The sequence below is a fragment of the Desulfovibrio sp. ZJ369 genome (assembly GCF_011039085.1).
Lineage (GTDB): Bacteria > Desulfobacterota > Desulfovibrionia > Desulfovibrionales > Desulfovibrionaceae > Desulfovibrio.
The window spans coordinates 74,562-99,069 of sequence record NZ_JAAKEI010000009.1 but is presented as its reverse complement, the minus strand read 5'-3'; the positions used below and the strand labels follow the sequence as shown (position 1 = coordinate 99,069).

Sequence of the window (24,508 nt, the reverse complement as noted above, 5' to 3'; positions counted from 1 at the left end):
GGCCTGGAGGAACCAGAACCGGAAAGGGCTTATGAGGTGGGCGGGCCGGAAAAAAGCAAAAAGCGTAGAAATATGCCCTGAAGGCACATTGCTACGCTTGTAATTTGCTTGGCGTCCCCAAGGGGATAAAATTTCAAGGACAACGGCTTGAAATTCTTTGTTTTTCATGGGTATCGTTCCGCTGACACCCACAAAAATACCTCAAATCTTGAAATATTTTCCAAGACCTCCCTGGACAGTATTAGCCCTTCCCTGGCGCGGGTATTTCCCGTGCCACAAACACGCGGGAAAGGTGCCGTATGGCATGCGCACTTGCGTATATCATACAGCGAAAGCAGACGACAGGCAACGCTTCCGGCGAGTGCGTCTTCCAGCGCCTGCTTCAAGAGGGGCTGCCGATCACGTCAAAACCACTCCCGTTCAATTCAGGGAATAAAACACGCCACGGGTTGTCCCGTGCTTTTTAAGATAGCCTTTTTTAACCAGACCCTGGACGGCCTTCCGCACGGTTTCCGGATTTTTATCAATCTGGTGTGCAATATCAGACATCTCAAACGCACTATCTTCCGCAAAAAGAGCCAAGATGGCCTGAGACGTACCGGAAAGTTTGGCATCATGTTTCTGCTTCAAGCCAGCAATCTTCGCTTCCAGATTCCGCTTTTGCTTCTGCAAAGAGGTGATAAAATACGTCAGCCACGGCTCATAATCAACTCGATCCGCCCAAATGGTCTTTTGCGTTCCGTGCAATGCCCGGTAGTACGCATCTTTGCTTGCCTCAATAATGGATTCCATTGACGCATATGGCATATAGGTATAATTATTTTTAAGCATCAATAAAATCGTCAGTGCGCGGGACAGCCGACCGTTGCCGTCGATAAATGGATGAATGGACAAAAAATGCACAATGAATAAACCAATTGTTATAATAGGATGCAGATATCGATCCTTAAACGTGTCATTTGTCCATTCCATAAGCTCGTGCATCAGCCGTGGGGTATCAAACGGCGTCGCTGTCTCAAAAAGAGAGCCAATTTCCCGCCCATTACCATCAAATGCCGCCACACGGTTGCTGTCCTTTTTATACTCTCCTCGATGCCATTCATCTTTGGCTGAATATCGTAACAAAATGTGATGTAACTGCTTTAAGTAATTCTCTGTCAGCGGTATTTCCTGATAATTTTCAAAAATCGTATTAATCAAATCCGAATACCCGGCCACCTCTTCCTCGTCACGGGATTGAAACGATTTCGTATTAATATGCCTGAAAAGCTCCTCCACCTCTTCGTCAGACATCTTGTTGCCTTCAATACGATTTGACGAGCCGACGGATTCAATGGTTGCCACCCGTTTCATGACTTTGAGTTCTTCCTGTGTCAGCCTAGCCCCACCAGCAAGCCAGGAACCATTAAATTGGTCGATTTCACTGATTTTATTCAGCATATCCGGTGTGATGACAATATCTCTGGTACTGGGCATCACATTCTCCCTAAATCAATTTTCTCGGATATTCCCAGATTTTCTCAAATATGACAAGCAACTTTCCCAGAGCCCCACACCGCTCCCACCGAGATGCCGAGGCCTAGGTGTGTCGTCATTTGATTTTAGCCCAGATAGCTATGCAGCGAATATGAACTGCAGCAAGGAAAGAGGCTGTATTTTTTGTATATCTGATGGCCTTTGGGAAATTTTAAAACCACACTCGCCGGGCAGAGAGGGAGTCAGAGGAGTAACTGCAAAGGATAATCGTCTCTTTATAAATGCAGTCTTCTGGATTTTGCGAACTGGCGCACCATGGCGGGATTTGCCCCCCTGATTTTGGTGACTGGAAAAATACACATCGCAGATTTTGTCGTTGGCGGGACAAGGGCGTATGGGAAAAACTTCTCGAAATATTGATCGATGAACCAGATTTTGAATGGCTTATGATTGATGCCTCATATATAAAGGTTCATCATGATGGAATGGGGCAAAAGGCGGCAGCCAGGATATGGGGCGCACAAAAGGGGGATTAACTCAAAGATACATCTGGCCGTGGATGCGCATGGTATGCCGGTTCGAATGGCTGTCACGTCAGGTACCGTCGCTGATTGTACGAAGGCTTGCAGTCTCATAGAAGGGATTGGCGCTAAATATCTACTTGCGGATAAAGGTTATGACAGCGAGGCTTTCGTGGAAAAGGTGGAAGAAAATGGATCGACAGCAGTCATCCCGCCACACAAAAATCGGAAAAAACAACGTGATTACGACAACTACTTGTATAAATTGAGACATTTTGTTGGAAACTCATTTCAGGTTTTGAAACAGTGGCGAGGTGTGACTACCAAGTATATCGTGGCGACGGTGAACTGGTATCATTCATCCTCCTAGCTTGGTAGAGAGGCAGTAATTATTTGTCAGCAATTGTCAATTGGCGACATACACCAATGAATGTCAATATATTTTTTGAGGGAAACATTCACCATTTCAATGAAGGTGGCTTTTTAATTCTCTGAATTTTCAAGAAAAATTTCCTGAAATCATCAAAAAGGTGAATGCCTCCGTATTGACGTGTAACTGCCACGCTTGCAGCCTACAATATAAAAGTTTATGATGCCCACTTGGGTTGTAGCCTGAGTGTCAGCTTATTTTTAGAGGATATTGGTGACTACTTTTTGTTGTGTTGATATTATTAAATTTAGAATAGGGGGCTAAGTATGAATAATAATTTAGATGGCAAGTGGCCAAATATTAAACAATATGTTACAAAAGCAAATTTGATTGCATCAATACTATTTGTACTAGTGGTAATCTCTATGTGGCTTTCTGAAAAATTTCCAGATCAAAAATTATACTTTGACCAATTTTCATCTGTAGTTATGATATCTGGGATATGGACAATTTTATATGATATTTTTTTGAAGAAAGATTTTTTATATATTGTAAAAAATAATATGTGCCTGATAAATAATAGAATAAATGCATTTGAAAATATTGAAAGGACTGGGCTTTGCCATATTGAAAGTGATGCAAATTCCTTTAAATTTGAAAGTTTTATACAAAGTAATAGGAAAATAACAATTCTATTAAATGATGGAAGGACATGGATATCTCATAATGAACAATATTTTGAAAAAAATGATCATGAAGATACTGATATAATATTTATTATTACGCATCCAGATTCTGAGATGATAAACATATTAGCACGTAAACAAAATTTAACATGCGAACAAATAAAAATTAAAATTGATGAATTTATCGGATCTATAAAGAGAATTAATGACAAAAGACAGAATAAAATAAAAGTCTTTGGACATAAACTTTATAATCCGAATAGTATTTTTTTAGGAGAAAGTGAAGTTATTATGTCGTCATATCTTGTTGCAAGAGGAAGGGGGTGTGTTCCGTTATATATTTACAAAAATAAAGGAAATGAATCGTATTATGAGCAGGTAAAAAAAGATTTAAATGGGATTATAAGCGATGAAGATACAGAAGATTTGCTCACTAAATATAATTAAAAATTTAGGTATCCTATGTTAGGATTCTAAAGATAAAAGATAGTAATGGTAACTAGACAAACAGAAGTCAAGAAAGTGTGGGTATATTTGTCGTAGAACGTAACAGCTCTGTACTAACCTTTAAGCCTTTCATGCATGACTTCTATCTTATGTCGATCTCAGTGAAGCGCCTTACTATAAGATAGAAGTCTTCTTGCTATATGTCCTTATGGAAGACATGGAATGAGACACTCATTGAGTCATTACTGTCCGGCTAAGGGGCGAGAGATAACAAGCTGAGATTGAATGAGTTTTCAATTTTTCTTCTCTGTGAACGCAGCAAATCTTCCAAAGAAGCCACACCCGGCAGATTGATCTGGATAAGCTGGCAAAGCTGTTGGACAGAAATGCCGAAACGGCTGAGGAATTTCTGGTACGCAAGGAGCAGGTAGACTGTGAGGGCCGTAAAAATCTGGATCATGACCGCGTTTTCCGAGTTGCCGACAAAGCTCCTGATACGCAGGCTTTGCTTGATTTCCTTGAAGAACAGCTCGCAGATGTCGGCGATGGTTTGGGCGCGCAGCCGGAACTGATTGGTCAGGAATTCGTAGCGCCTGCCACTTTCCGGATCGCGGTAGCCTGTTCGGCGCAGGCGCAGCGGTTTCCCACGGGTGGCGACCTCAATGACGTGGTCTGAGGTTACGCCGCTTCTCCGGTTCACAAAGCGGCGTTCCAGCAATGTACACACAATGTTCCGCTTGAGGCGCGTGACAAATGAAATATTCCTTGCTCCGAGCGCCTGAAACCAGTTGTGGTCCACATAGCCCTTGTCGAAAACCACGATAGAGCCTCTGGGCGGCTCAAGCGTCCTGGCGATGCGGCTTTCGTGGGTTCTGGCCCCGGTAATGGCCACAAATGCCGGGATATGGCCGTCGTGATCCAGCGGCACATGCATTTTGATCCCGCCTCTGGTCTTGCGAAAAGAGGCCCAGGGAAAGAGCGACAGGCAAAGCCTGATGGTGGTTGCGTCCGGGCTGAACAGGCGGGACTTGAAGCGGAATTTGTGTTTCGGGGCCTTTGAGGCGCACAAGCCGTACATTTCAGCGAACAAATCCCGGAAAAAGCCCACGGGCCGCGTGGTATTCGCATCGGCCACGGTTGAGCGGGCCACATTCTTCAGGCCCAAGTGATAGAGACGCCTTGAGGCGGCTCCCAGACAACGTAAAGCGTCCCGCAGGGAACGTCTGGCGGCAACTGGGGATGAAGGTCATAGCGGTGAACTGTTCCTTGAAACCGAATTTGCGGGACGCACGCCCGGTCTTATGCCGCTGTCCGAGCTTTTGAAAAACATGTCTGGGAATGAGGGACAGCGTCTGGGAGAAAAGAGTGCTATGGTGACTCAAGTCCAAAATCTCCTTCTGTGCTAGGTTGTTACATGAACCACTTCTACCACATTTCGTTGAGATTTTGGACTTTTTTCTTATCCCTTAGCCGGACAGCAATGGCCGTCGGTAAATGAATGAATGGACAAAAATGCACAATGAATATACCATATGATGCCAATAAGTGTTAATCCTGAAAATATTGCATTTAATAATTCAAAACTTTTCCATTGACAATTGTTTCCACAAACAAATATGAAAATTAGAGCATTTTCACTTTGAAAATGCTCTGCTGACGCGAAAGCGGCAGCCGCCGCAACGCGGCGTACATTCAGGCGAAAACCGCGTTTTTCGCCTGAATGCCACCTTTGACTTTCATAAAAAGTCAAAGGTAATCTGCTCTAATAGAAATTATTAAACACAAAGAGAAAATAGATCTAAAAGATTGCAATTCAGACCCTCCATCTGGTCAGTTATACTCAGGAAATATCGGACAGCCCGGCGACCACAGTTCCACGCTTTCTGTGTGCTGCTCAAAGTAGGCCGCATCGGTGGTCACACGGATGGCCGTCTTTCGACCAGGAGTAAGGTAGGCATAATCCTTGCCGCCCGCAAGTTCCTTTGCCTCGCATCCCGGCGGCAGCAGGGACGGGTTGGTCAGCACGCCATGAAGATACGCAAGGTCGTAGGATGGCGCGGGGCGCTGGGGCATTTCAAGATCATCAGGGCTTATTTCGTCCAGGTCAAAGCCTGTCTCCTGCTGGCGCTGCTCCAGTTCCCCCGTGAGATTGTTGGCAAGCGCCCGTCCACTCCCTGCAAGGCGTTCCTCTCTGCTTTGGAGAGTGAGTTCACTGAACGCTTTGGGTAGGCGTGAGAGAATGGGTTGCAGCTTGCCGACAAAGGTGCTGAACAGGCCGATGCGCTCGCGGAGAGCGACGTACACATCTGTTTCCACGGTGTCCGCATACATGAGGTTGATAATCTTGATGCGGGGAAACTGCTGACCCAGGCGGTCGATACGGCCAATGCGCTGCTCCACCTTCATGGGATTCCAAGGCATATCATAGTTGATGAGCGCCCCGCAGGTTTGCAGGTTCAAACCCTCGGCGGCGGCGTCCGTACACAGCAAAATCTCGGCCTTACCCTCGCGGAACAATTCCTTGGTTTTCTCTCTGGATATAAATTCCCACGCGCCGTTGTTCCACTGCTCGCCGCCCCGCCCCGAAAAACACAGGACGGATGAATGGCCCTGCGCCCGTCCCAGCGTCTTGCGCAGGGAGTCCAGCGTATCCGTGTACTGGGTGAAGACGATGACCTGCCGATAGCCCTCCTCGCGCAAGCGGGCTATGAGTTCCAGCAGGGATTGCGCCTTGGTATCGGTTCTGGGCAATGCCTTCTTGGCCTGAAGCAGCGCCTGGATACTCTCCGCTTCCTCCAGTCGCAACGTCTGCTTTTCAAGTTCGCTGGCTTCGTCCATATCCGGGCTTTCTTCCTGAAGGTCATCGTCCGGCAAGTCTTCGTCCGTGAGCAGAGGCAGCTTGCTGTGGTTCAGGGCGTTCAGCCTGTTTTGCAGGGTCTGCTCCAGCGCGTCAAAACTGCTTGCTAGGCGGCGACGGTAGATGGTCATCACAAAACCGATGGCCGTCCGCTCTTCCTTGGCCGCCTTGTTGTAGGTGGAGGAGATGTAGTCCTCCACCTCCTCATAGAGGGCGCGCTCCGCCTTGGTCAGTGTGACAAGGTAGTCCTCCACCTGCCGCTCGGCGATATTGGTCGTCAGCTTGCCTTGCTGATGATAGCGGCGCAACAGCTCGCGGGTATGCCGGGAAATGAGCATACGCGTAGGACTGTAAGACTTCATCAAGAGCAGCGCATAACGGCGCTCCTCCACTGACAGCATTTTCAGGGGAGTGTTGGCCTGGCTGTGAAGAGCCTTGAGTATCTTTTGGGCACGGAAGGTTTTGTGGTGCGGTTCACGCCGAGCGGCCTCCTCGACTGACATGGGCTGGTAATGATCCTCCATTTCGCGGAACAGACGCGCCATCCAGGCCATGTCGCTTTCTGTGGGGGCCGGATGGACGGACAGTTCAAAAAATTTGAGGAAGGACGCCACATCCCAGGAAGGCGGCATACCCAGCAGATTGAGCAAGTCCCACACCTCCACGGGATGCACCTGCATGGGCGTGGCTGTGAGCAGAATAAGCCCCCTGGTTTTATCCTTGAGGCCGCGCATGAGGCGCAACAAGCGGTTGGGGGAATCCGCCTGAATATCTTTCGAGGCTTTCCTGCGGGCGTGGTGCGCTTCGTCCAGCACCAGCAAATCCCACGGTTCGGCGTCTTCCAACAGTTGCCGGGCGCGATCCGTGCGGCGCATGAGCTGGCTGGAAACCAGGAGCAGCGGTTCCTTGTGCCAGTCGCTGTCGGCCACCTCGCGTTTGTCCATCCCCTCCAAGGCAGGGGATGGATACCAGCAGAGCTGTCCGCTCTCATAGATGGGCACATTCAGATTGAACTTTTCCCGCAGTTCCAGTTGCCATTGGCGCAGCACAGCCTTGGGAGCCATGATGCAGATGCGTTTGGCCTTGCCGGACAGCCATGCCTGCCGGATGACAAGGCCCGCTTCAATGGTCTTGCCCAGGCCCACTTCGTCCGCGATGAGCAGCCGGGGCGGCCAGCGGCGGTACATGCGGTCAAAGGCTCGCACCTGATGGGGCCAGGGCGTGACAGCCGCTGTGGCCTCGCCCACATAGTCCCCGCCGCCGGACTGCGTCGGGGCTTCGTGGATGAATTTCCATGTGGCGCGGTACGCATCGTCCGGCATGGGCACGGCATCAGGTTTCGGCGCGGGCTGTTCCGGCGGCGCAGGTTGTTCTCGAGGCGGCGTTGCCGGCAAGCGTCGGGGCAGGGCATCGTCTTTCGGCAAAAAGCGCAGCAGCTTTTCCCGCAGGGCCTGACCCAGCTCCATCACCCTGGCCGTGGGCTTGCGGTTGGCCCAGAGTCGCTGGAAATTTTCTTCCACCGCATTGAGGTGGGTCGCATCCGGCTTCCACGAACAGAACACATGGAAGGATTCCCAGTTGCGCATCCAGCCGCTGGCGCTTTCATTCAGACTGCCCGTGAAGACCAGGCGTTCTCCGGTCTTGTCTTCAAGGATGCCCGCTTTCTCGTGGAAGATAGCCATACCCGCGCAGGGCCTGCCTGTTGCCGGGTCGCAGGGCACGGCCAGCCGCACGTCCAGGTAGCCTTTGGCGACCATCCAGGCCAGCAATTCCAGCGCGTCCCGCACTTCGGCGTTGTCGGCCTGGAAGGGAGCGCGTTGCAGGCTGGCCTCCACGGTGCCGCGCAGGCTTTCGCCGCGCTGGATGGCGTCCACCTCCTCCTCGTCCAGGGTGCAGCCCACAATAAGCCGCATGTGGCCGTTGTTGCGCACCAGCTCTTCCACACCCACGGCGGCCTTGGCGAGAGCGTCCGGCTTGAAGAAGCCCGTGGTGCGGTCGTAGCGCACGGCGCAACTGAGCGCGGGGATGTAAAAGACGGAGAGCAGGTTTCCGTCGTCCGGAGAGTACATGGTTTCCCATGCGTGGTCGTGCAGGATGCTCATAAGGCGGTCTCAAGCAGGGAAAGCTGTTGCGGCGCTTTGACCTTTTCGGCAAAGAGCAGGCGGCGCAGATTCTCCAATGCTTCAAAGTCACTGGCGGCGGGCATGTCCGCGCCTTCCCTGCCGCCAAAGGAACGGGACACGGGCAGCACTTCCAGCAGGGCCTTGAGGCCGTCCATGAATTCCGGGCTCTTGTCCAGCCCGTGATGCCGGATCATCTCTGTGGCGGCATCCAGCGTGCGGGAACGGGCCGCATGGGCGGCGTGGTGCAGGGCGTCCAGCATGGAGCGCGCGCCGCCGCTCGCGCCAAGGGATGCTCTGGCGGCGCGGGTTGAGCTGTCCCACAGCACCACTTCCGAGGCTTTTTTTCCGGCGATGACGCCGATGATATCCGTATCCATGTCCAGCCCGACCACGCGGGCCAGGTTGAGGGCTTCGTCATAGGCGAATTGCGGCGCTCTGAAGGTATGCCAGGCCAGCACGAACCATTCCAGCAGGGGGTCAAGCTGCGTCTGGCGCTCGCTCTGGACAATCTGCCTGATAATCCAGCCCTTCACCGCCGTGCGGGCCGTGGTGAGCACATCTTCGGGAGTTGTGGCATAGGGGTCGAAGTCCGGCTCCAGCAGACTGCTCTGTGTCCCGGGTTTGCCCCTTGGCTGTTGCCGTGGCGTGCCCCGCTTTACGGGCCAATGCCGGGAGAAGACTTCCAAGGCAGGGCCGAAGCATGCCAGGTACAGGTCAATGCCGGAAATGCCCGCCGCGCGGAAGGTTTCGACACGTTCCAGAACGGCCTGCGTCACCTGCGGTTCCAAATCCTCCCAGAAGACGATTTCCCCCCTCTCTCCTGCGGGACGCGGACGGCAGACCAGGAAGATGGTGGAGTTGGCGGCAGCCTTGTCCTTGATGTGCAATGACCCTTCGGCCTCGGTATTCACTGGCCAGCTCGCGGTGATGACATAGCCCGCGTCCATGAGGCCCTTGGCAAGAGCGTCCCACGCGTCCGTGGCCTTGTGCGTGAACATGAGCATGAGCACGCCGTCCTGTTTCAAAACACGGCGGCATTCTGCGAAGATAGCGGCCATGCGGTTGCGGTAGTGCGCAAAGGCCAACTCCTTGGGTTTCTTCTGCCCCTTGAATTTGGCCGGATTGGCGACGGCCTCGCTTTCCTTGTCCGTGAGCTTGCGCGTGAAGAGCTGCGGATACACATAGCCCGCGGTGCGCTTGAGCCAGACATAGAAGAAGTCGGAAAGCTCTGCGTACATGACGTTATCGTAGTACGGCGGATCCATGACCACGGCGTCAATGGACTGGTCGGCGATATGGTCGAGATTGTCACCCGGCTTGCAGGTGATGGTCACAGGTGGAGGGGTAAATGCCGTGGACGGCAAGAGACTCTGCGTATGTGCTGTTTCAGTCTTAAGCGATTTGGCATCCACATCCGGGCGCAACAAACCTATCAATTCTGCTAAGCACTTGCCAGTTTGCTCGATGGCCCAATCATAACCAAGTCCTGATATGAGTGGTGCCATTTCTGCATAGGACCACCTCAATGGAAATCCATGTAGTGAAAAAGTATGCCTAATTCTATATGTTGTAATATCCCACACTGCACATCTTGAATTATAGTCAGCTAACTTGTCAAGTGCCAATGCTAAATATACAAATGCTGATTTTTGTGCATTTCCAAAGTTCTTTTTCTCTTGTTCTTCCTTTAGCAAATAACGGAAAACCTCAACACTGGTGCAATGGCAATAGAGCTGACGCGGCGAAAAGAGGTCACGCCAATAATTCACACCATATATTTTAGAACGGTCAGAAAACATATCACCGTATTCTTCCGTCGGCACTATATCTTGAGCTTCCCACTGGGGCAGCTTTTCGGCCAGCCTGGCCTTCACTGTATCAAACACATCGTCTTCAGGGCGTGGGGCGCGGTAGCCGCGCTCCCATTTCTCCCGGCCAGGCTTGCCGGACCTGGTGACGGTCTGGATGCGTTTCTTGTACACCACGGCGTAAAGCTGTTCGCCCATGCCGCCTTGCCGGGCGATGGACTTGACGGCTTCGCCGTCAATAACGCGCCCGCAGTCGGGGAAGGGGCAGGTGGCGCGTCCGCTGTCTACGGTGCCCTCGGACTGCGCTTTGACGCTATGTACAATCTCGAAGGAACAAACTCGTTCCACCTCGGACGGTCTATCATGCGGCACCACGCGGACACCCGTGCCGTCCGGCGCGAGCCGCCAGTTGGGCGACAGAGGAATCAGTCCGCCGCAGTAGGGGCAGCGGATGGTGCGGGCGAAAAGATAGCCCAAAATTTGCGTGCCAAGAGATTCGGCAGGAAAGATGCCCGCGTAAAGGGGAAGCGCCTTTTCGATAAACTGTTTTGCCAGTCTCTTGTATTCACGAAAAACATGTTCACCATGAAGCGGTGCGCTCAACGTCGCATGAAGAATCGTGATGGCAACAGGATTCAAGTCGTTTGCAAATGTGTCCAGCCCAAGACGTTCAGCCTCAAACGGTATACTCCCTCCGCCAGCAGTGGGATCCAGCACAGTGGGCATGTCAACGCCAGCGCGTTTTGCTTCGTATATAAGCCAGTCACGCTCTTCAGCCGATGGTGAGTAGGAAAACGCGCGGGGATACCCATACGGATTCAGACCGAGATTTTCACCAGTCCGTTTCGCCTCGGCAAGTCGTTGTTTTGTCTTGACCGGATCGCCATGAATACCCAAGGCGTGCAGGAAGCGTTTTTTATCCGCATCCGCCGGAAGCAGGGAGCCAAGCACCGCCGCCCGTGCCGCCACCAGAGGACGCCGTGCCCACCAGACATGCAGATAGTAGATGGGCGGTAACGCGGTCATGGAGCGACGTTCGCGGATGCTTTCCTCACTCAATTCGGCAATGGGCAACCACTCTTCGATAAGACGGCGGGACATGGGAACATCCTTGAGCTTTATATGCAGTCGGCTTGGTCACTATGCTGGCAGGGAGGAACGCATCTGCCAGAGGAAGGCCGTGATGGTGCAGCATGGAACATGCAATTCCGCGCACACGGAGGGAATTTTTTTCTTGCGGGGGGCCGTCTGGTTACCTGGTCTTTCGGACGTGACAACCGTGCCGCCCACAGCAAGGGCATGGGCTATAACCCACGGGTCAGCCTTGAGTCCTTCAAGAAGAATTTCATCAATGGCGCCGTATCCTTTGGCCATAACCCTGCTGATTTGGGTGAAGGCGGCAGTCTGGTTGACGAGTACCTTCTGGTTCGCCTTTATCCAAGCGGCCAGATTGTCATTCCCGGTGATTAATTCCTTATGCACCATTTCAGGAATGGAAACGGTCGCCGCTCCCGCAAGCGTAATCAACCAACTCCAAAAGGCAGGGTTTTTGTCCAGGGGCAGATGCAGTCTGCTGGCGTCAATAAAGAAGGATGAATCAAGGATATATATCATCCTACGACCCTCTCAAAACGGCCAACGGATATATTGAGAGTGCGTGCAGCGTCCAGAAGTGTTATCAGGCCGCTGTCGGTCGCCCGTGCCAAAGTCTCCAAGGTCTTCGTACCGAAGTTATAACGATCCATTATCTTGGGAGGAGGGCCACCATTCCTGTCTTTTCTCTTATCCTTATTTCGTTTCCATCTGGCCTGGCACCAAGCGATGAGCCGCGTATAGTCTTCGTCTTTGAGAAGGCCAAGGTCAGACAATCGCCGGGCGATGACCTCATCACTCACACTGAATTTGCGGGCAAGGGATTTGACGGAATTAGGCCGGTCTTTATTTTGCCCACTCACTGCCGAACGGAGCAAGTGCTGCGGCACAAGAAGTTCGGCGGCAACGGCATTGCAAAACTTTTCAATGGCTTTATGTTTGCGTTGGAGTGCAAAAGCGTTCTGGTTGGACACTCCGCTGGAGCCAAGAAAGATGTGGGCCAGCTCATGCGCCAGGGTAAAGTGCATGGCCGCCTTGGCGTCATTGCTGTTGATGATCACCAGAGGCACTTGCTTATCCGCAATGGCGATGCCGCGAAATTCCTCCGGGGACACTTTGTTGCGGGAGTTGCCAGAGTCGCCCATGAGTACCACATACACGCCTGCCGCATGGGCCTTGTCGCGCAGGTCACGGAAAGCATCGTCAGGAGAGCGGTGGCGTTCCGCCACAAGTTCGATGCCCAGCGTCCGCCGTATGGCATCAACAGTGACAAGTTCGCCCTTCTGCATGGTGCAGGAACCGACAAAAGTCAGGTCTTCCGCCTGTTCATCCCTGGCGATGGCGCACAGTTCGCGGTGTAAATGGAAGATACGGCGTTTGAGGGCCGCAAACTCCGGACTTTCCGTCTGAATGTCGGAAACGGTGCGGTAGTCCGTCAACGGCTTGGCCTGAACAGGCGGCGCGGGCAGGAAGAAGGTCACAAGCGGTCTGGAGTAGGCTTTGGCAAGCGCCTCCAACTGGGAAAGAGACGGCACGGCACGGCCTTCCTCCCAGGAGGCCAGACGAGCCGCAGCCGTGACGGGTTCCTCGCCCTTGCGCGGGCGCGGCGGCGTAATTTTTGCCTTCAGGGTGGCATCGTGCAGGCTCAGCCCCGCAGTGTCGCGCGCCCAGCGCAACAATGCCGGATTGACGGGAATATCGTGTTGTTGCATGGAAACACCCTGTCCCGTAGATGCACTAGTTTGGTCGGGTGAGCAAGAGGCGCAAGGCGCTCAAGACTCTGCGCGGATTCTTGCGGTGCATGGCCATGCCCAGCCAGTAGGCGGCCTCCTCCCTGTCCATGAGATCCACGCCTGTGGCAATTTGCCGCATACGTTCCGCGCTGCGCATGGGGGCCAGTACCCGGCAGAGCAGGCCAATGCTGAGGGAAGTATCCTCATCCAGCGCAAAGCGTTGGGCCTTGCCAACGCCGGGGGCAAGCTTGATGCCCGCCCGGTTGAGACGGCGCAAGACCTGCGTTTCCACCAGAGCCAGATTCCGCCCCCGCAGTCCTGCCACCCGGAGCGGCTTGCTGATGTGCGGCGTGGCCGGGCTGGGAATCTGCCATATTTCCAGTTCCAGATCGTCCGGCCCATGATTGCGGGCCTGAAGCTGGTATTGCGGAGACGTGAGGGAAGAATTCACCATGAGCATATCTATTGCCGCCTTGCCGTGGCCTTGACGAAGGCGGTAACACCGCCGATGCGCGTGAGCCGGTCGCCGAAGTCCTCGGCGTCATGGCCCTCCAGCTTCAGCTCGTTCGGAAATGTCAGCAGGTAGGTTATGGAGACGCTCTTATCCGCTGCGGCACGCAACTGCGGTAAAAGGAACTCCTTCACCTCCTGCAAACTCGTCACCGTACCTTCGTAATTCAGTTCGCAGGAACTTCCGTCCGTCGTTTCGTAGCTTCCTAAAACTGTTACCTTCTTCTCGCAAGCGGGAGTGGAAGAAACAGACCCCAGAAGGGCAAAGCCATCCTGCGCCTGGAAGAGATTTAATTCCAGAGACGCGATGGCGTCAAATCCGGCTTTGCGGGCATCTTCCCAGATGCGTGTCAGCACTTCCTTGAGAACGCCCTCATGCGAAATCTCTTGGACATTGGACGCAGAGGGATCACTCTTTCCATCCGGGCCAGGTTTGGGGCCGGGGCCTGTTCCGCCTGTCCCTGTTGTACCTCCGGGGCCGGGGCTGGGGGCGGGAGCAGGTTGCGGCGGCACGACCTCTTTAGGCCAGATTTTGTTTTCTCTGGCATAGGTGGCTGTGAGCACAAAGGCTTGCTCGTTGACTTCAATGCTGGGGAACGGGTCGCCCTTGCCGCAGACAAGTTCGCCGTTCCTGTACACAAATTCGCCCTGTTCAATGCCAAGCCGGATGCTGCGCATGAAGATATTTTCCCCCGCCAGCATGGGCAGGGCCACATCCCGCCGAAACTCGTCGCGTAGCGCCGCTGTAGTGATTTGGCCTTTTTTCAGGGGCGTCCGTTCGGTGATGTAGAGCGGAGCATCCGGGTTATCGCCGTCGCGCCGCAGTTTGTTGGCTCCCTGAAGCACGCGCACCACTTGGGCTTGACCGGAACCAGGATTGGCCGAGGCGCTGTGATATTCCACAGTGGCGTGAGCCAGTTCCACCGGGGAAGCTTCCAAGCGGTTGCGAGAGGGGTAGAAGACATGGCGGTAGGTCTGCTGGATGCAGATGGCTACTTCTTGCTCCGCCTTGTTGTAGCGTTCTCTTAGCTGTTCCTTCTGATGATCAGCCAGCTCCTGTTGATTGGCCGGGTTACGCATATCTTCCAGAGCGATACGGAGGCGCATACGGCTTTTCATGTCCTCCACCTTGCCATCATCAGCCACCACGAACACCAGGTTATTCCGGTTGATGCGCGTGCCGCCGTCGGCGCTCCTGCGCTGGAACATGGTGCAGACCAGTTCCGGCACAGCGATGCGGGCATCCGTGACGGAAACCGCCGTGGCTTCGTATCCCATCACCACCAGCAGGGGCTTGGGGGTGGCCGTGTCGTCAATGTCGTTCGCCAGGGCGGGGAAAAAGACGGCCTGAAACACGTCGCCCCTGAAAATGGTTTTGATGGCGTCATTGAGCCGTGCCCGCACATCGCCGGGATCTACCATGCGCTCCCGGCGGTGGATCATCTGAGTCAGGTTGGGTTCCACCATAAAACGGAGCGGACGATTGGGCCTGTCGTCCAAGTAGGAGGATTCCTGGACGAAACGCCGCCGGGCATCGGCAATGAAGCTGGCTTCAACGCCGGGAGCAAGGATGGAGAAGTTCAGCTCGTTTTCCGTAGCTCCACGCAGGTTTTCATTGAAGGCCAGCGTGTGGAAGAAAATACAGCGCGCCACAAACGAGGCATAGGGCGGCATGGCCTGGTACACCGCACTGTCAATCTGCTCGGCCAGAGAGGGCTTGTCGCCTTCAACGGCGGTCACGTCAGCTGCCATAGCCGGAGTGTACGCCTGCTGTCCCAGCTTGGTCAGCACTTCCTGCCGGATGGGGCTGCTGGACAGGTCGATATGGTGCAAATGGATGGCGTATGTCTCGTCCGGACGCTTCTGCCAGAGGCGGTTAACCGTCCGCGCCAACAGCCGGAGCATACCGCGCACGCGCTGGAAGTTCCCCAAGGTGGAGGTTTTCTCCTTCAGGGTGGCGATAAGTTCCGGGTGCAGGGGGTATCCTTCAAAAAAGGCTTCGCGGTTGGCGTCGCTTATGTCCGCATCGGGCAGATGCTCCCGGTTGGCGTCCCACAGGCGGCAGTATTCCTCCACAATGGCTTTGCCCCTGGCTTCATCAATGTGCTTGAACAGGCGGCGGCACAGCACCTTGACGGTTTCATCCTCCTGCGTGGGGTCAAGCAGGGTGGCCTTGCGGGCCGAAATGCTTTCCGCTTCCAACATCATGTCCGCTATGGACTGGTTTTCCTGGCTGTAGGCGTCGATGGCCTTCTGGTCACTTTTTCCGATGGCAAGGGTATACACCAGCGCCACACGGGGAGAGGATTCCACCGCCTTGAACAAGGCGCTGAGAAAGGCGCTCAACTGTCTGCTGGCGGCGCTGTCCTTGGCAGCCTGTTTGCGCAGATAAATGGCAAGCTCGTCCATCAGGATGAGCGTGGGCCTGCCGCCGAACAGAGCGCGGATGGTTTCGGCACCGGGGGCAATGCCCGCTTCATCACTTTTGCGCACTTGCTCGTAGCCATCCTTGCCGCCCAGGGCATAGGCAATCTCGCCCCAGGGGGTGTACGCCTTGACGCCATCCCCCATAGTGCGCCCGTTGACCGGATCAGCGTTCTCGCCGTCGAAGGCCGCAATACGGACAGGTTCCGTGGGAACAAGAGCCGCATCAATGAATTCGGACGGGTTCACGACGTCGAGCATACCCTGAGCCGTGTGTACCAAGGCAATCAGGGCGTGCGTTTTACCACCGCCAAAGTTGGTGTCGAGGCGGAAGATGGAGGCGACCTGCTCCCCGCAGCCTTGCAGGCGCTGGCAGACATTCTGGAGCAGGGTTTTCAGACCGCGTGTGGGATGCGTGTTGGCGAAAAACAGCCCGGCATCCTGATACTCGGCAGGAGCTTTGTGCTTGAGTACCTGTGCCAAATCCGCCGCAAAATCGGATTCCGTGAGATTGCCGCGCAACACATCGTCGCGCGGAGTGCAGACATCGAACAATGTGGGCAGCACAGTTCTCCCTCCCCTTGCACGCAGAAGTTTCGTAATCTCTTGTAATGACAGGATGTTAGAAGGAGTTTTTTCACGGCTCGCTGAAGGCCGGATTGACCGCTTCAGGGTTTGCTTATGAGAGAGTGTTAACGTTTGAATGTTTTGGCCACTTCCGAGCCGCATGGAATCTGGCTTTGGCAGGAAGCAAACATTACTTTGGCAATACCCTCGCTTATGATAACAACAAAAGCAGGAGGGTTCAAGATATGCTCCTCAGGTCAGCGGGCAAGGTACCGTTTTTATAACTGCCTGTTTAAAATCGTTAATGCACTCACTTCTCCGTAAATTTTTGTTCACATCTCAGTCGCCGGGGTATCGGCAGTGGTGGGGAGCATAGATTCCGGCATCCTGCTGACTTTCCTCTAGGTGAAGCAATGATATAGAAGGATACTACACTTGTGATAGAGGGCGGATTTTCGCAAAGAAATTTGTCAGCATATTTTATTGATTAAAAAATATTTAATGGCCCTCTATTATATTATAGGTTAAATCTATACCTAGTAACTCTTTTTATGATGCAATATAATCAAAAATATTTAAATTTTTATATAATAAACATAAAATATAACAGAAACTATCAATGAATATAAAAAAATTGAACATAATGCACTGCAAAAATGACACACTTTATAAAAAGTGATATATTTATCTTCAATAGTCGCTTTCGCCAGTTTATAGTCAATATTTATGTGATTTACTCCACACTGTGAAATGATATTGTCATATATATTTTGCAGATCGTCTATATTTAAATTCTCTAAATCATTTTCTATATGATTATCTATTTTTCGTGATAACGCTAAAAGCTTCATTCCACATTCATGAAATTTATAAGAATTTAACGTATCATTGCTTAATGATTCAGAATTTGAAATAAGAGCAATAAATACAGATAGTGTAATCACGATGCAAGAAAATAAATTTATATGATTACTGTTTTGTGTAATTAGAATATATGAACTCATACCTATCTGGACGATGGTCATTAGTATTATAAAGAATACGAAAGATTTTTGTTTTCGTTGGAGCCGGTTAGATGCATTAAGTCTAGATTTTGCAGTAATATATGCAGTATTAGATAGCTTTTTCATATCTTTCATAATGTATCCTAGAACATATTGCTTTTGAAACGCCCGCGCCAGAGCGCAACGGCGCAAGTAAATTTCACCTGCGCCTGTCTCTGCTGTCGTCATCCGTAAGGCAGCACAGCCGCCAACGGCTGACGCTCGCGGCGGGCAGGGCTTCGCCCTGCCAGGACGTTTAGCTAATTTCATTAGCAAAACCCTCTAAAAGTTGGGCTCTGAAATTAACAACAATATCCGTAGATTCATAAGCGCATAGCGTAAGGTTAGAATTCCCCCATAGGGTTCCATCTGAGGATGGACAGAGCCCTTTTTTTAATATCTCCTCCCCAAATCAAAGTCAAGCATTTGTGTTTTGCCTTTTATAAATCGTTTATATATAATATCAATTTCATATTCTGTTAAATTTCTGCCATCAGAAGGATAAAGATTCCTTCTTTGTAAAATCTCTATTTTTTCTGCTATTGTTTTATTATCAAAAGAAAAAGCATACTTATTCCAAGTGCCATCTCTAAGTGCAAAATATGCGCGAACCATTTTGGGTATGTTTTGCTGGAGATGAATATAATTATATCTTTTTAGTTTTTTAATAACAAATGCATCAAATTTGTAAAGAATTTTAATATCGGTCATCATTGAATAGTATGGCAACCATCCATATCGTTTTAATTCTGAAAATGCTCCGGCAAGAAGCATTGTAAGCTCTTCAATTATTGTTTTTTCGTTATTATTTTGATTTTTTACATTAATACTATACCGTTTAAATATAGAATTTATCCTCTTAAAATGATTTTCACAACTCTTTTTTGAGACAGATATCTTATTTTTTGATAAAGAGTATCCTAAAAATGAGATAGTATTTTGAATATTAACTATTTTAGTTTTTTCATTATTTAATTCAATTTTTAACTCATTACATTTATGTTTTAATTTTTGCAAATCAAGATACTTATGCTTTGTGATAATAATCGTATCATCAACATATCTTTTATAAAAAAATACTGTTTTATTTATTTCATGATCTAATTGCATTACATATATTTCTGCCAATAAATTAGATATGGGTATTCCTTGAGGCACACCTTCATTATTTTCCAATTTCATGCCAGATGTTGTGACTGTATAATTTTTTATAGCTCTTTCTATAAGAAAAATAGCTCTTGTATCTAATGTTTTAATTTTTTTTAACAATATATCATGATTAATAGAAGAAAAAAACTACTAAAGTCAGTCCTTATGAAAGAATATTCATTTCTGCATTTTTTTAATACCTCGCCTATATCATGTATTATGCTATTTGGCATATTCATTTTGATACCAAAATTTATTTTTAAGTATTCATTTAAACAAGTTAATACTATCTTATCCTTTATACATGGTATAGAAATTATTCTAGGGTATTTATCCCTTCCTTTAGATATGAGTTTTTCTCGATATGGAGAAAACTGATAGCAATTATTTATAATATCAGAATGTATTTTTTGAACATATGTGGGGTATAATTTTTCAAATTTTAATGGAGTTAAAAAATCTATACCTCTAGAATTTGATTTTTTAATTTTTTGATTAAATAATTCTTGTATAAAATCAATCGATATGAAATTATTAAATTCATTATGGCACATAATTACATCCTTAAATGTATGTTTTACATGAAAATTAAAATATTAATATAGTATTAATAATCGTATTCCTTAGTTATTTAAAAACTGAAAACTCTTCATGCATGGCAGAATGTATACCGGCGTGGCCATAAGTAAAAGGTATCAACCATATGGGCACATTATAACCTGCCTATTTTTATTCTACAATCCTCTCCGTTCTCACCACGCCACGCAGTGGAGATCGATTCGGTAGTGGAATTTGAGGGTACTCTCATTCCTTGCCCAAAAATATTGTCAGGCGCTGGCGATGCTGGACGCATGAGATTTCTGATACGTATTTATCTGTAGGTGCTCCGACACAGGCAGAAACGGCTTGGACTTAAACCGCTTAATCCGCTAATGTGCAAGATACGCTGGGCGTTACCGCTCATCGTAAGCGAAATACGCGGCGTGCCGGTTGCTCTTTTTCTTGCGTTACCTGACCTGTCCGTTCCCGCTCTATCTGCTCGGCCTCACGGTTGAATTTCTGAATTTTTTCCTCGGTAGGCTGAGTATAAGCAATATCAATATCCCCCGCCGTGCCAAAGGCATACCCGACCACCCTGCGCCCGTACTCTATCCGTTCGTCACGGCTCTGTCCGTAGGGGCGGGCGGGGGCGTGTCTGAATACTTCGTTGGCAACTTCCTGTGGCGTGTATCCGGCACAGCGTAGGTACAGGGCAATGGCCGCGTCCAGGCGTGATGCGTCCATTTTTTCGGGAAAACGCTTTTTGACCATTTCCCGGTAGGCGGCATACGGGGAAGCCAATGTGCCGACTCTGGGAAACGTGCGCTTCCTGACCTCCACGCCGGGAGCGATCCTTCTCCGAAAACGCCACAGATTGCCGAGGTGCGGACTGCGCTTGCCCAGCCAGTGCTTGAAGCGAGGGAGCCGCTCCGGTTTTTCTGCTTGAGACTGTCTGTCCCGCAACGCCGCTTGTTCCTCCCGCTCCTGTTCTTTCAAAAAATGCCGGGCAATGTTCAGTATGGAAAGCCCGTACCGGGCAAGACGGGCTGTAGCCGCCTCCCGGCGCTCCCGCTGCCGCTGTCCCAGCGATTCCCATTCTTCTTCCCGCTTCTTTTCGGCGAGGCGTCTTTCTTCGGCCAGCCTTTGCCGCTCTTTCTGGTATTCCTGCCATTCCTCCCGGCAGACATGACTGACCGGCTCCGGGGCGGGCTTTTTGAACGTCCGCTGGGAGTAGTAGCCGGGCTTGAACGCTCCGAGCCGCTTGCACAGTTTGGACAGACTGAAATTTCTGTCCACGCTGGATGCCTTGACCGCCATATCCCCCACAAAAATCACCGCGCCGGAGCCTTTGCGGGCGAAACGCAGCCCCACGGCGTCCAGGCCGGCGTGAAGCTCTTCCCAGCATGAGGCGTTCTGAATGACGGCATGTCCGCGCTCCTGGGCGATGCGCTGCGCGGACTTTTCGCCTGTGGCGTCTTCAAAGTCTTCGGCTCCGGGCCTTGGCTTTATCTGTTCGCGGTGCTGGAGATTCCTGACCACATACCCCTGTTCGTTGACGCGATAGCGGGCATTTATCTGCGGTGCCCATCCCTGCTTGTATTCGATTTCAGCGATGATTTTGTGCGCTGCCTCAATATCGAATCCATGATGCGGTTGAATGACTTTCTGCGTGTAAGGATGCGTCCGGTTGACGGCGATATGGAGGTGATAATTTCCCGTGTTTTTGTGCAGGGCATAAATTGTCTGGTGTTCGGCAAGCCCCATTCCCCGGAGAAAAAGACTGACCGCCTCGTCCGCCTGTTTGCGGGTGGGCTGTTCGTTTTCCTGCCATGACAAAATCCAGTGCGTGACCGGCATCCGGCTCTGAATGGATTCCTCGGCCAGAGAAATCATTTCCCTTTTCTGGGCGGCAACGGTCGTTGTCAAAAAGTTTCTGCTTCCGGCAAAGGCAAGTTTGTCCCGGCCCTCTTCATCATGGGAAGCAAGAATATAGTCCACCAGACCGCCGATCATGACGGCCTTGGATTTTTTGAAGCTGGTACGCTTGAGCTTTTTGACGATCATCTTCTTTCGCTCAAGGCTTCGATGGTTCGCCGGATTGCACGCAGCGCGGCGTCCAGTTCCGTGAGGGTGTCCGTGCTTTTTGTTCGCCGCACCACGTCAAAATGATGCTTGAGCAGTCCCCCAAGTCGCCGCAGTTCGCGGATTGTCTGGTCGTCCGCTCTGGCGATGATGGGCCTGCCGCCGAAGAACAGCCGCCGCATGTACTCGGAAACCGAGATTCCGGCTGTCGCGGCCTGTCGGGTGATTCTTGCGTCTTCTTCAACGGTGAGCCTGAGCGTCCTTCGCCTCTGAAATCTGATTGCTGCCTTCCGCTTTTCCATCTGCCTTTCCTGCCTTTTTGAGAGCGTGAGAAGCGAAGCGCCGAACGCTCTGCCGGAGTCCAGAGGCGAAGCCTTTGGCAGGATGCGAGCTGTCGTCAGACAGCTTGAATTATAATGATAACCACTTTATTTATTATAATAATTTAGAAAATAAGGCTTTTAATACCCCACAGGATACCCCATAAAAATATGGCTTTGCTTACGCCAAAAAAATTTTCTTTGGAGGGCATGAAACTGGCTGGAAGGAGCTGCTTTTCACTGGATCTATCTGGATAAAGATATTGGTGTAGAGCTTAAGAAAGGACAATTTTTGAAGTTTGGCTACGGCCACGTATGGATAAACCATAAAGCTCATGACCCTGGCTTTTGGTTCAGTGGGATACGCCCGCGGATTAACACGGGTAAACTGAAAATTACATTTCTTACATTTAAAACGTCGCTTACTCTTGACATGTCCGGATTTTATGACTTCCTTGGTAGCGCATCTGAGGCATATTGGTTTTTTATTCATGCACAGGTGATATGCAAAACACAAGCTTTACCATTATAAAATTGGAGAGTATTAACAATATGATGCAAATATGTTATATCCCTCCAAAAGAGGAGCGCATGGAAGCAAAGCCCGACTGCCCCAAGTGCCATGCCAGCACGGTATATCGAAGCGGAAAGATTCTGGGAAAACAACGGTATCGCTGCAAGAATTGTGGATTTCAATTTACTCGCACCACTTCATATGGCCGCCCGGCAAGTGTGAAAAAAAACTTGCTGTCACGCTGTATAGCATGGGTCTGTCCCTGACTGCCATTGCCCGGATTTTTCATGTTTCACCCCCCGCTGTTTTACGTTGGGTACGAAATTTTGCGGAACCTGTTTATGAAAAGACTGAACCTGCTGAGGCCATCATTGTTGAACTTGATGAAATGTGGTATTTTCTGAAATCAAAAAAACAAGCTTTGGCTCTGGAAAACCTGTTGTCGTGATACCGGTCAACTCATCGACCGGGAATGTGGAGGGCGTGATCAGGCTACCCTCCACAGATTGATGGAGCGATTGAAAAAGTGGAAGTCTGGTTTTACTGTACGGACAAGTGGAAGGTCTATCCTCTGGAGAGAGCCGAAAACGATTTTCTTCAGGGGAAAGGTGGCACAAGTCCGCATAGAAAGGAACAATTGTCGCCAGAGTCACTGCTTTGCCAGATTCCGCCGAAAGTCGGTCATTGTTTCACGAAGTCTGCACAGGGTTGACTTGGCGATGGCTCTTTTTCCAGATTTCATGTGAATGGAACTCTGGATGACAGTAAAACATTATTTAGTTAATACTATTGTAATTAATTCAGCATCTTTGGAGAATTATTATGAGTATTAATAGTGACACACAAGACAAAAATAAAATACTTTTTGATATATTAACTGATAAGTCATACCATCCGCGTGAAGAAAAAATTCTAATATTACAAAAAGCTTTTTTATTTCCAGACATAAAGAAGCGGACATCAGAACTCTTTCGAATATCTATTAAGCCACGATTAGCTGTTATTAAGAATATTCATACGATTACGGATATAGATCTTGCAAATAATATAAAATGCCTAAAAATATCAATTTCTGAATATTTTGCTGAAAGATCTTTCTCCTCTGTCTCTATTCGTAAAATTTATGGAAGAGAATCTGCCTTTGATTCAAATAGTCAACTCTATAAAGAAAATTATGATAAACTTAAAGTCTCTGATTTTCTTGAACTCATAGGATATGCTTGTGAATTTGCAAAACAATTCTATGATATGGATACAGAAAAACTTGAGAAAGGCTTATTGCTATTAAAAAGCATTGATCTTGCCTTAAATAATGAACCATATGACTATCCAGATTTAAAATCTGCTCATATTGTCATTGATATATTTTCGTTAATCGCTCAAAAAATGGAATCCGACACAAATATACAAAAACGAATTTCTGGCGGTGCAAAAATAGTTCAGTTAGCTCTTAAATTTCTTAAAGGAAAAATTTAGAGCGTTTTGCTCATGAAATCAGCTCAACGCTCTGGCAGGGCAAAGCCATGCTCGCCGCGCGCGCCAGCCGTTGGCGGCTGTGCCGCCTTACGGATGACGACAGTAGAGAGAGGCGCAGGCGAAATTTACTTGCGCCGTCAAGCGCCGGAGCGGGCGTTTCAAAAGAAAGATGCTCTAAAACATTATTTAGTTACGCTCTTGATATTTTAGCCAGATGTTCACAAAGATCAGCATTTATTTGAATACGTTTTTTTATTTTTACCCTGATACTATGATTCAGCCTTATTAGATAATCCCGCATACTGATATTTCGGATAAGTTCAGGATGCCAATATAACTTATCTCTCATGTCTGAAAAAACACAGTCAATGAAATTTTTCATAACATGAACGAAACTATCTGTTCCTATAAAAGGAATAATTTTTGATTCAAGCGTTGTAAATAATACTCCTAATCCTGCGGCACTGGCAGGATCATTGGTTAATAGTTGAGCAGGGCCTTTCCCGAGGGCAATTGTTTTAAGTAAATTGATGAGCATAAAGTTTACATTATTATTATAATAATAACGACCGTCAATATACGCTATAAAATCAAAATATTCATTTATTTCCTGATCTGTAATATCACTATCATATTGACTTTCTGCAGCTTCTTTGACCGCATCAAGCCCCTTGGCAAAAGCATTTGATACCTGTTTCATGTCGAAAGGTTTCATAGCTTTATCAGTTTGTCAGCTTTGCGTGGTTCAAAGGATAAAGCGATTCAGCTTC

Annotated in this window: 18 protein-coding genes and 2 pseudogenes; 4 read left to right on the top strand and 16 right to left on the bottom strand. The window is 49.7% G+C overall.

Translation table 11 applies throughout. The features are described 5' to 3' along the window. Positions 1-420: 420 nt before the first annotated feature. Both G7Y51_RS05010 and G7Y51_RS13715 read right to left on the bottom strand, forming a co-directional pair. The gene (locus tag G7Y51_RS05010; protein ID WP_165175276.1) at positions 421-1,476 is read right to left on the bottom strand and encodes a Fic family protein; all 1,056 of its coding nucleotides are present in this window, start codon (positions 1,474-1,476) and stop codon (positions 421-423) included. A gap of 115 nt (positions 1,477-1,591) precedes the next feature. Continuing rightward, a pseudogene (locus G7Y51_RS13715) lies at positions 1,592-1,675 on the bottom strand (IS5/IS1182 family transposase); the annotation flags it as partial. Here G7Y51_RS13715 and G7Y51_RS13710 point away from each other — a divergent pair. Continuing rightward, a pseudogene (locus G7Y51_RS13710) lies at positions 1,655-2,328 on the top strand (IS5 family transposase); the annotation flags it as partial. The pseudogenes G7Y51_RS13715 and G7Y51_RS13710 sit on opposite strands and share 21 nt — an antisense overlap. 365 nt (positions 2,329-2,693) lie before the next feature. Continuing rightward, positions 2,694-3,500 (top strand): hypothetical protein, encoded by an 807-nt coding sequence (locus tag G7Y51_RS05000; protein ID WP_165175275.1) that lies wholly within the window; start codon positions 2,694-2,696, stop codon positions 3,498-3,500. 253 nt (positions 3,501-3,753) lie between these two features. On the opposite strand, the gene G7Y51_RS04995 is transcribed toward G7Y51_RS05000, so the two are convergent. The 13 genes from G7Y51_RS04995 to G7Y51_RS04940 form a co-directional block, all read right to left on the bottom strand. Beyond that, complete coding sequence (locus G7Y51_RS04995; RefSeq protein WP_241160138.1) at positions 3,754-4,695, bottom strand: IS4 family transposase; 942 nt, start codon at positions 4,693-4,695, stop codon at positions 3,754-3,756. After that, complete coding sequence (locus tag G7Y51_RS13705) at positions 4,580-4,882, bottom strand: DUF4372 domain-containing protein (protein ID WP_241160137.1); 303 nt, start codon at positions 4,880-4,882, stop codon at positions 4,580-4,582. The genes G7Y51_RS04995 and G7Y51_RS13705 overlap by 116 nt, the downstream gene beginning before the upstream one ends. A gap of 77 nt (positions 4,883-4,959) precedes the next feature. Continuing rightward, positions 4,960-5,250: a hypothetical protein gene (locus G7Y51_RS04990; protein WP_165175274.1), complete on the bottom strand. Its 291-nt coding sequence runs from the start codon at positions 5,248-5,250 to the stop codon at positions 4,960-4,962. A gap of 80 nt (positions 5,251-5,330) precedes the next feature. Then, positions 5,331-8,459, bottom strand: a complete 3,129-nt coding sequence (locus G7Y51_RS04985) for a helicase-related protein (RefSeq protein ID WP_165175273.1) — start codon at positions 8,457-8,459, stop codon at positions 5,331-5,333. After that, a complete protein-coding gene (locus G7Y51_RS04980; protein ID WP_165175272.1) occupies positions 8,456-11,389 on the bottom strand; it encodes a DUF1156 domain-containing protein in 2,934 nt (977 codons plus the stop codon). Before G7Y51_RS04980 ends, G7Y51_RS04985 begins: the two co-directional genes overlap by 4 nt. 39 nt (positions 11,390-11,428) lie before the next feature. Beyond that, a complete protein-coding gene (locus tag G7Y51_RS04975) occupies positions 11,429-11,902 on the bottom strand; it encodes a DUF4411 family protein (protein ID WP_165175271.1) in 474 nt (157 codons plus the stop codon). Then, positions 11,899-13,092, bottom strand: a complete 1,194-nt coding sequence (locus G7Y51_RS04970) for an XRE family transcriptional regulator (RefSeq protein ID WP_206214250.1) — start codon at positions 13,090-13,092, stop codon at positions 11,899-11,901. The genes G7Y51_RS04975 and G7Y51_RS04970 overlap by 4 nt, the downstream gene beginning before the upstream one ends. Before the next feature lie 25 nt (positions 13,093-13,117). Further along, a complete protein-coding gene (locus G7Y51_RS04965; RefSeq protein WP_165175269.1) occupies positions 13,118-13,573 on the bottom strand; it encodes a hypothetical protein in 456 nt (151 codons plus the stop codon). A 2-nt stretch (positions 13,574-13,575) separates the two neighbouring features. Continuing rightward, positions 13,576-16,614, bottom strand: coding sequence for a DUF499 domain-containing protein (locus G7Y51_RS04960; protein WP_206214249.1), 3,039 nt, complete (start codon positions 16,612-16,614; stop codon positions 13,576-13,578). 575 nt (positions 16,615-17,189) lie between these two features. Beyond that, complete coding sequence (locus tag G7Y51_RS04955; RefSeq protein WP_165175267.1) at positions 17,190-17,927, bottom strand: SLATT domain-containing protein; 738 nt, start codon at positions 17,925-17,927, stop codon at positions 17,190-17,192. 123 nt (positions 17,928-18,050) lie between these two features. Next, a complete protein-coding gene (locus G7Y51_RS04950) occupies positions 18,051-18,941 on the bottom strand; it encodes a reverse transcriptase domain-containing protein (RefSeq protein WP_277424682.1) in 891 nt (296 codons plus the stop codon). Positions 18,942-19,766: 825 nt separating this feature from the next. Continuing rightward, the gene (gene traI, locus G7Y51_RS04945) at positions 19,767-21,410 is read right to left on the bottom strand and encodes a TraI/MobA(P) family conjugative relaxase (protein WP_165175265.1); all 1,644 of its coding nucleotides are present in this window, start codon (positions 21,408-21,410) and stop codon (positions 19,767-19,769) included. After that, on the bottom strand, positions 21,407-21,730 hold the full coding sequence (locus G7Y51_RS04940; protein WP_165175264.1) for a hypothetical protein: 324 nt from the start codon (positions 21,728-21,730) through the stop codon (positions 21,407-21,409). Before G7Y51_RS04940 ends, traI begins: the two co-directional genes overlap by 4 nt. Positions 21,731-22,311: 581 nt before the next feature. On the opposite strand from G7Y51_RS04940, the gene G7Y51_RS13700 reads away from it, so the two are divergent. Continuing rightward, positions 22,312-22,710 (top strand): hypothetical protein, encoded by a 399-nt coding sequence (locus G7Y51_RS13700; RefSeq protein WP_241160136.1) that lies wholly within the window; start codon positions 22,312-22,314, stop codon positions 22,708-22,710. Between the two features lie 374 nt (positions 22,711-23,084). After that, positions 23,085-23,738, top strand: coding sequence for a hypothetical protein (locus tag G7Y51_RS04920; RefSeq protein WP_165175261.1), 654 nt, complete (start codon positions 23,085-23,087; stop codon positions 23,736-23,738). Between the two features lie 190 nt (positions 23,739-23,928). Here the strand turns inward: G7Y51_RS04920 and G7Y51_RS04915 are convergent, their stop codons facing one another. After that, complete coding sequence (locus G7Y51_RS04915; RefSeq protein ID WP_165175260.1) at positions 23,929-24,453, bottom strand: hypothetical protein; 525 nt, start codon at positions 24,451-24,453, stop codon at positions 23,929-23,931. Positions 24,454-24,508 lie beyond the last annotated feature (55 nt).

Bases quoted from the DNA above. Each gene is read 5' to 3' on its own strand.
- G7Y51_RS04955 (WP_165175267.1), bottom strand. From the start codon at position 17,927: ATGAAATTAGCTAAACGTCCTGGCAGGGCGAAGCCCTGCCCGCCGCGA.
- G7Y51_RS04980 (WP_165175272.1), bottom strand. From the start codon at position 11,389: ATGTCCCGCCGTCTTATCGAAGAGTGGTTGCCCATTGCCGAATTGAGT.
- G7Y51_RS04920 (WP_165175261.1), top strand. From the start codon at position 23,085: ATGAGTATTAATAGTGACACACAAGACAAAAATAAAATACTTTTTGAT.
- G7Y51_RS05010 (WP_165175276.1), bottom strand. From the start codon at position 1,476: ATGCCCAGTACCAGAGATATTGTCATCACACCGGATATGCTGAATAAA.
- G7Y51_RS04915 (WP_165175260.1), bottom strand. From the start codon at position 24,453: ATGAAACCTTTCGACATGAAACAGGTATCAAATGCTTTTGCCAAGGGG.
- G7Y51_RS04970 (WP_206214250.1), bottom strand. From the start codon at position 13,092: ATGCAACAACACGATATTCCCGTCAATCCGGCATTGTTGCGCTGGGCG.
- G7Y51_RS04985 (WP_165175273.1), bottom strand. From the start codon at position 8,459: ATGAGCATCCTGCACGACCACGCATGGGAAACCATGTACTCTCCGGAC.
- traI (WP_165175265.1), bottom strand. From the start codon at position 21,410: ATGATCGTCAAAAAGCTCAAGCGTACCAGCTTCAAAAAATCCAAGGCC.
- G7Y51_RS04940 (WP_165175264.1), bottom strand. From the start codon at position 21,730: ATGGAAAAGCGGAAGGCAGCAATCAGATTTCAGAGGCGAAGGACGCTC.
- G7Y51_RS04965 (WP_165175269.1), bottom strand. From the start codon at position 13,573: ATGCTCATGGTGAATTCTTCCCTCACGTCTCCGCAATACCAGCTTCAG.
- G7Y51_RS04975 (WP_165175271.1), bottom strand. From the start codon at position 11,902: ATGATATATATCCTTGATTCATCCTTCTTTATTGACGCCAGCAGACTG.
- G7Y51_RS13700 (WP_241160136.1), top strand. From the start codon at position 22,312: ATGTTATATCCCTCCAAAAGAGGAGCGCATGGAAGCAAAGCCCGACTG.
- G7Y51_RS05000 (WP_165175275.1), top strand. From the start codon at position 2,694: ATGAATAATAATTTAGATGGCAAGTGGCCAAATATTAAACAATATGTT.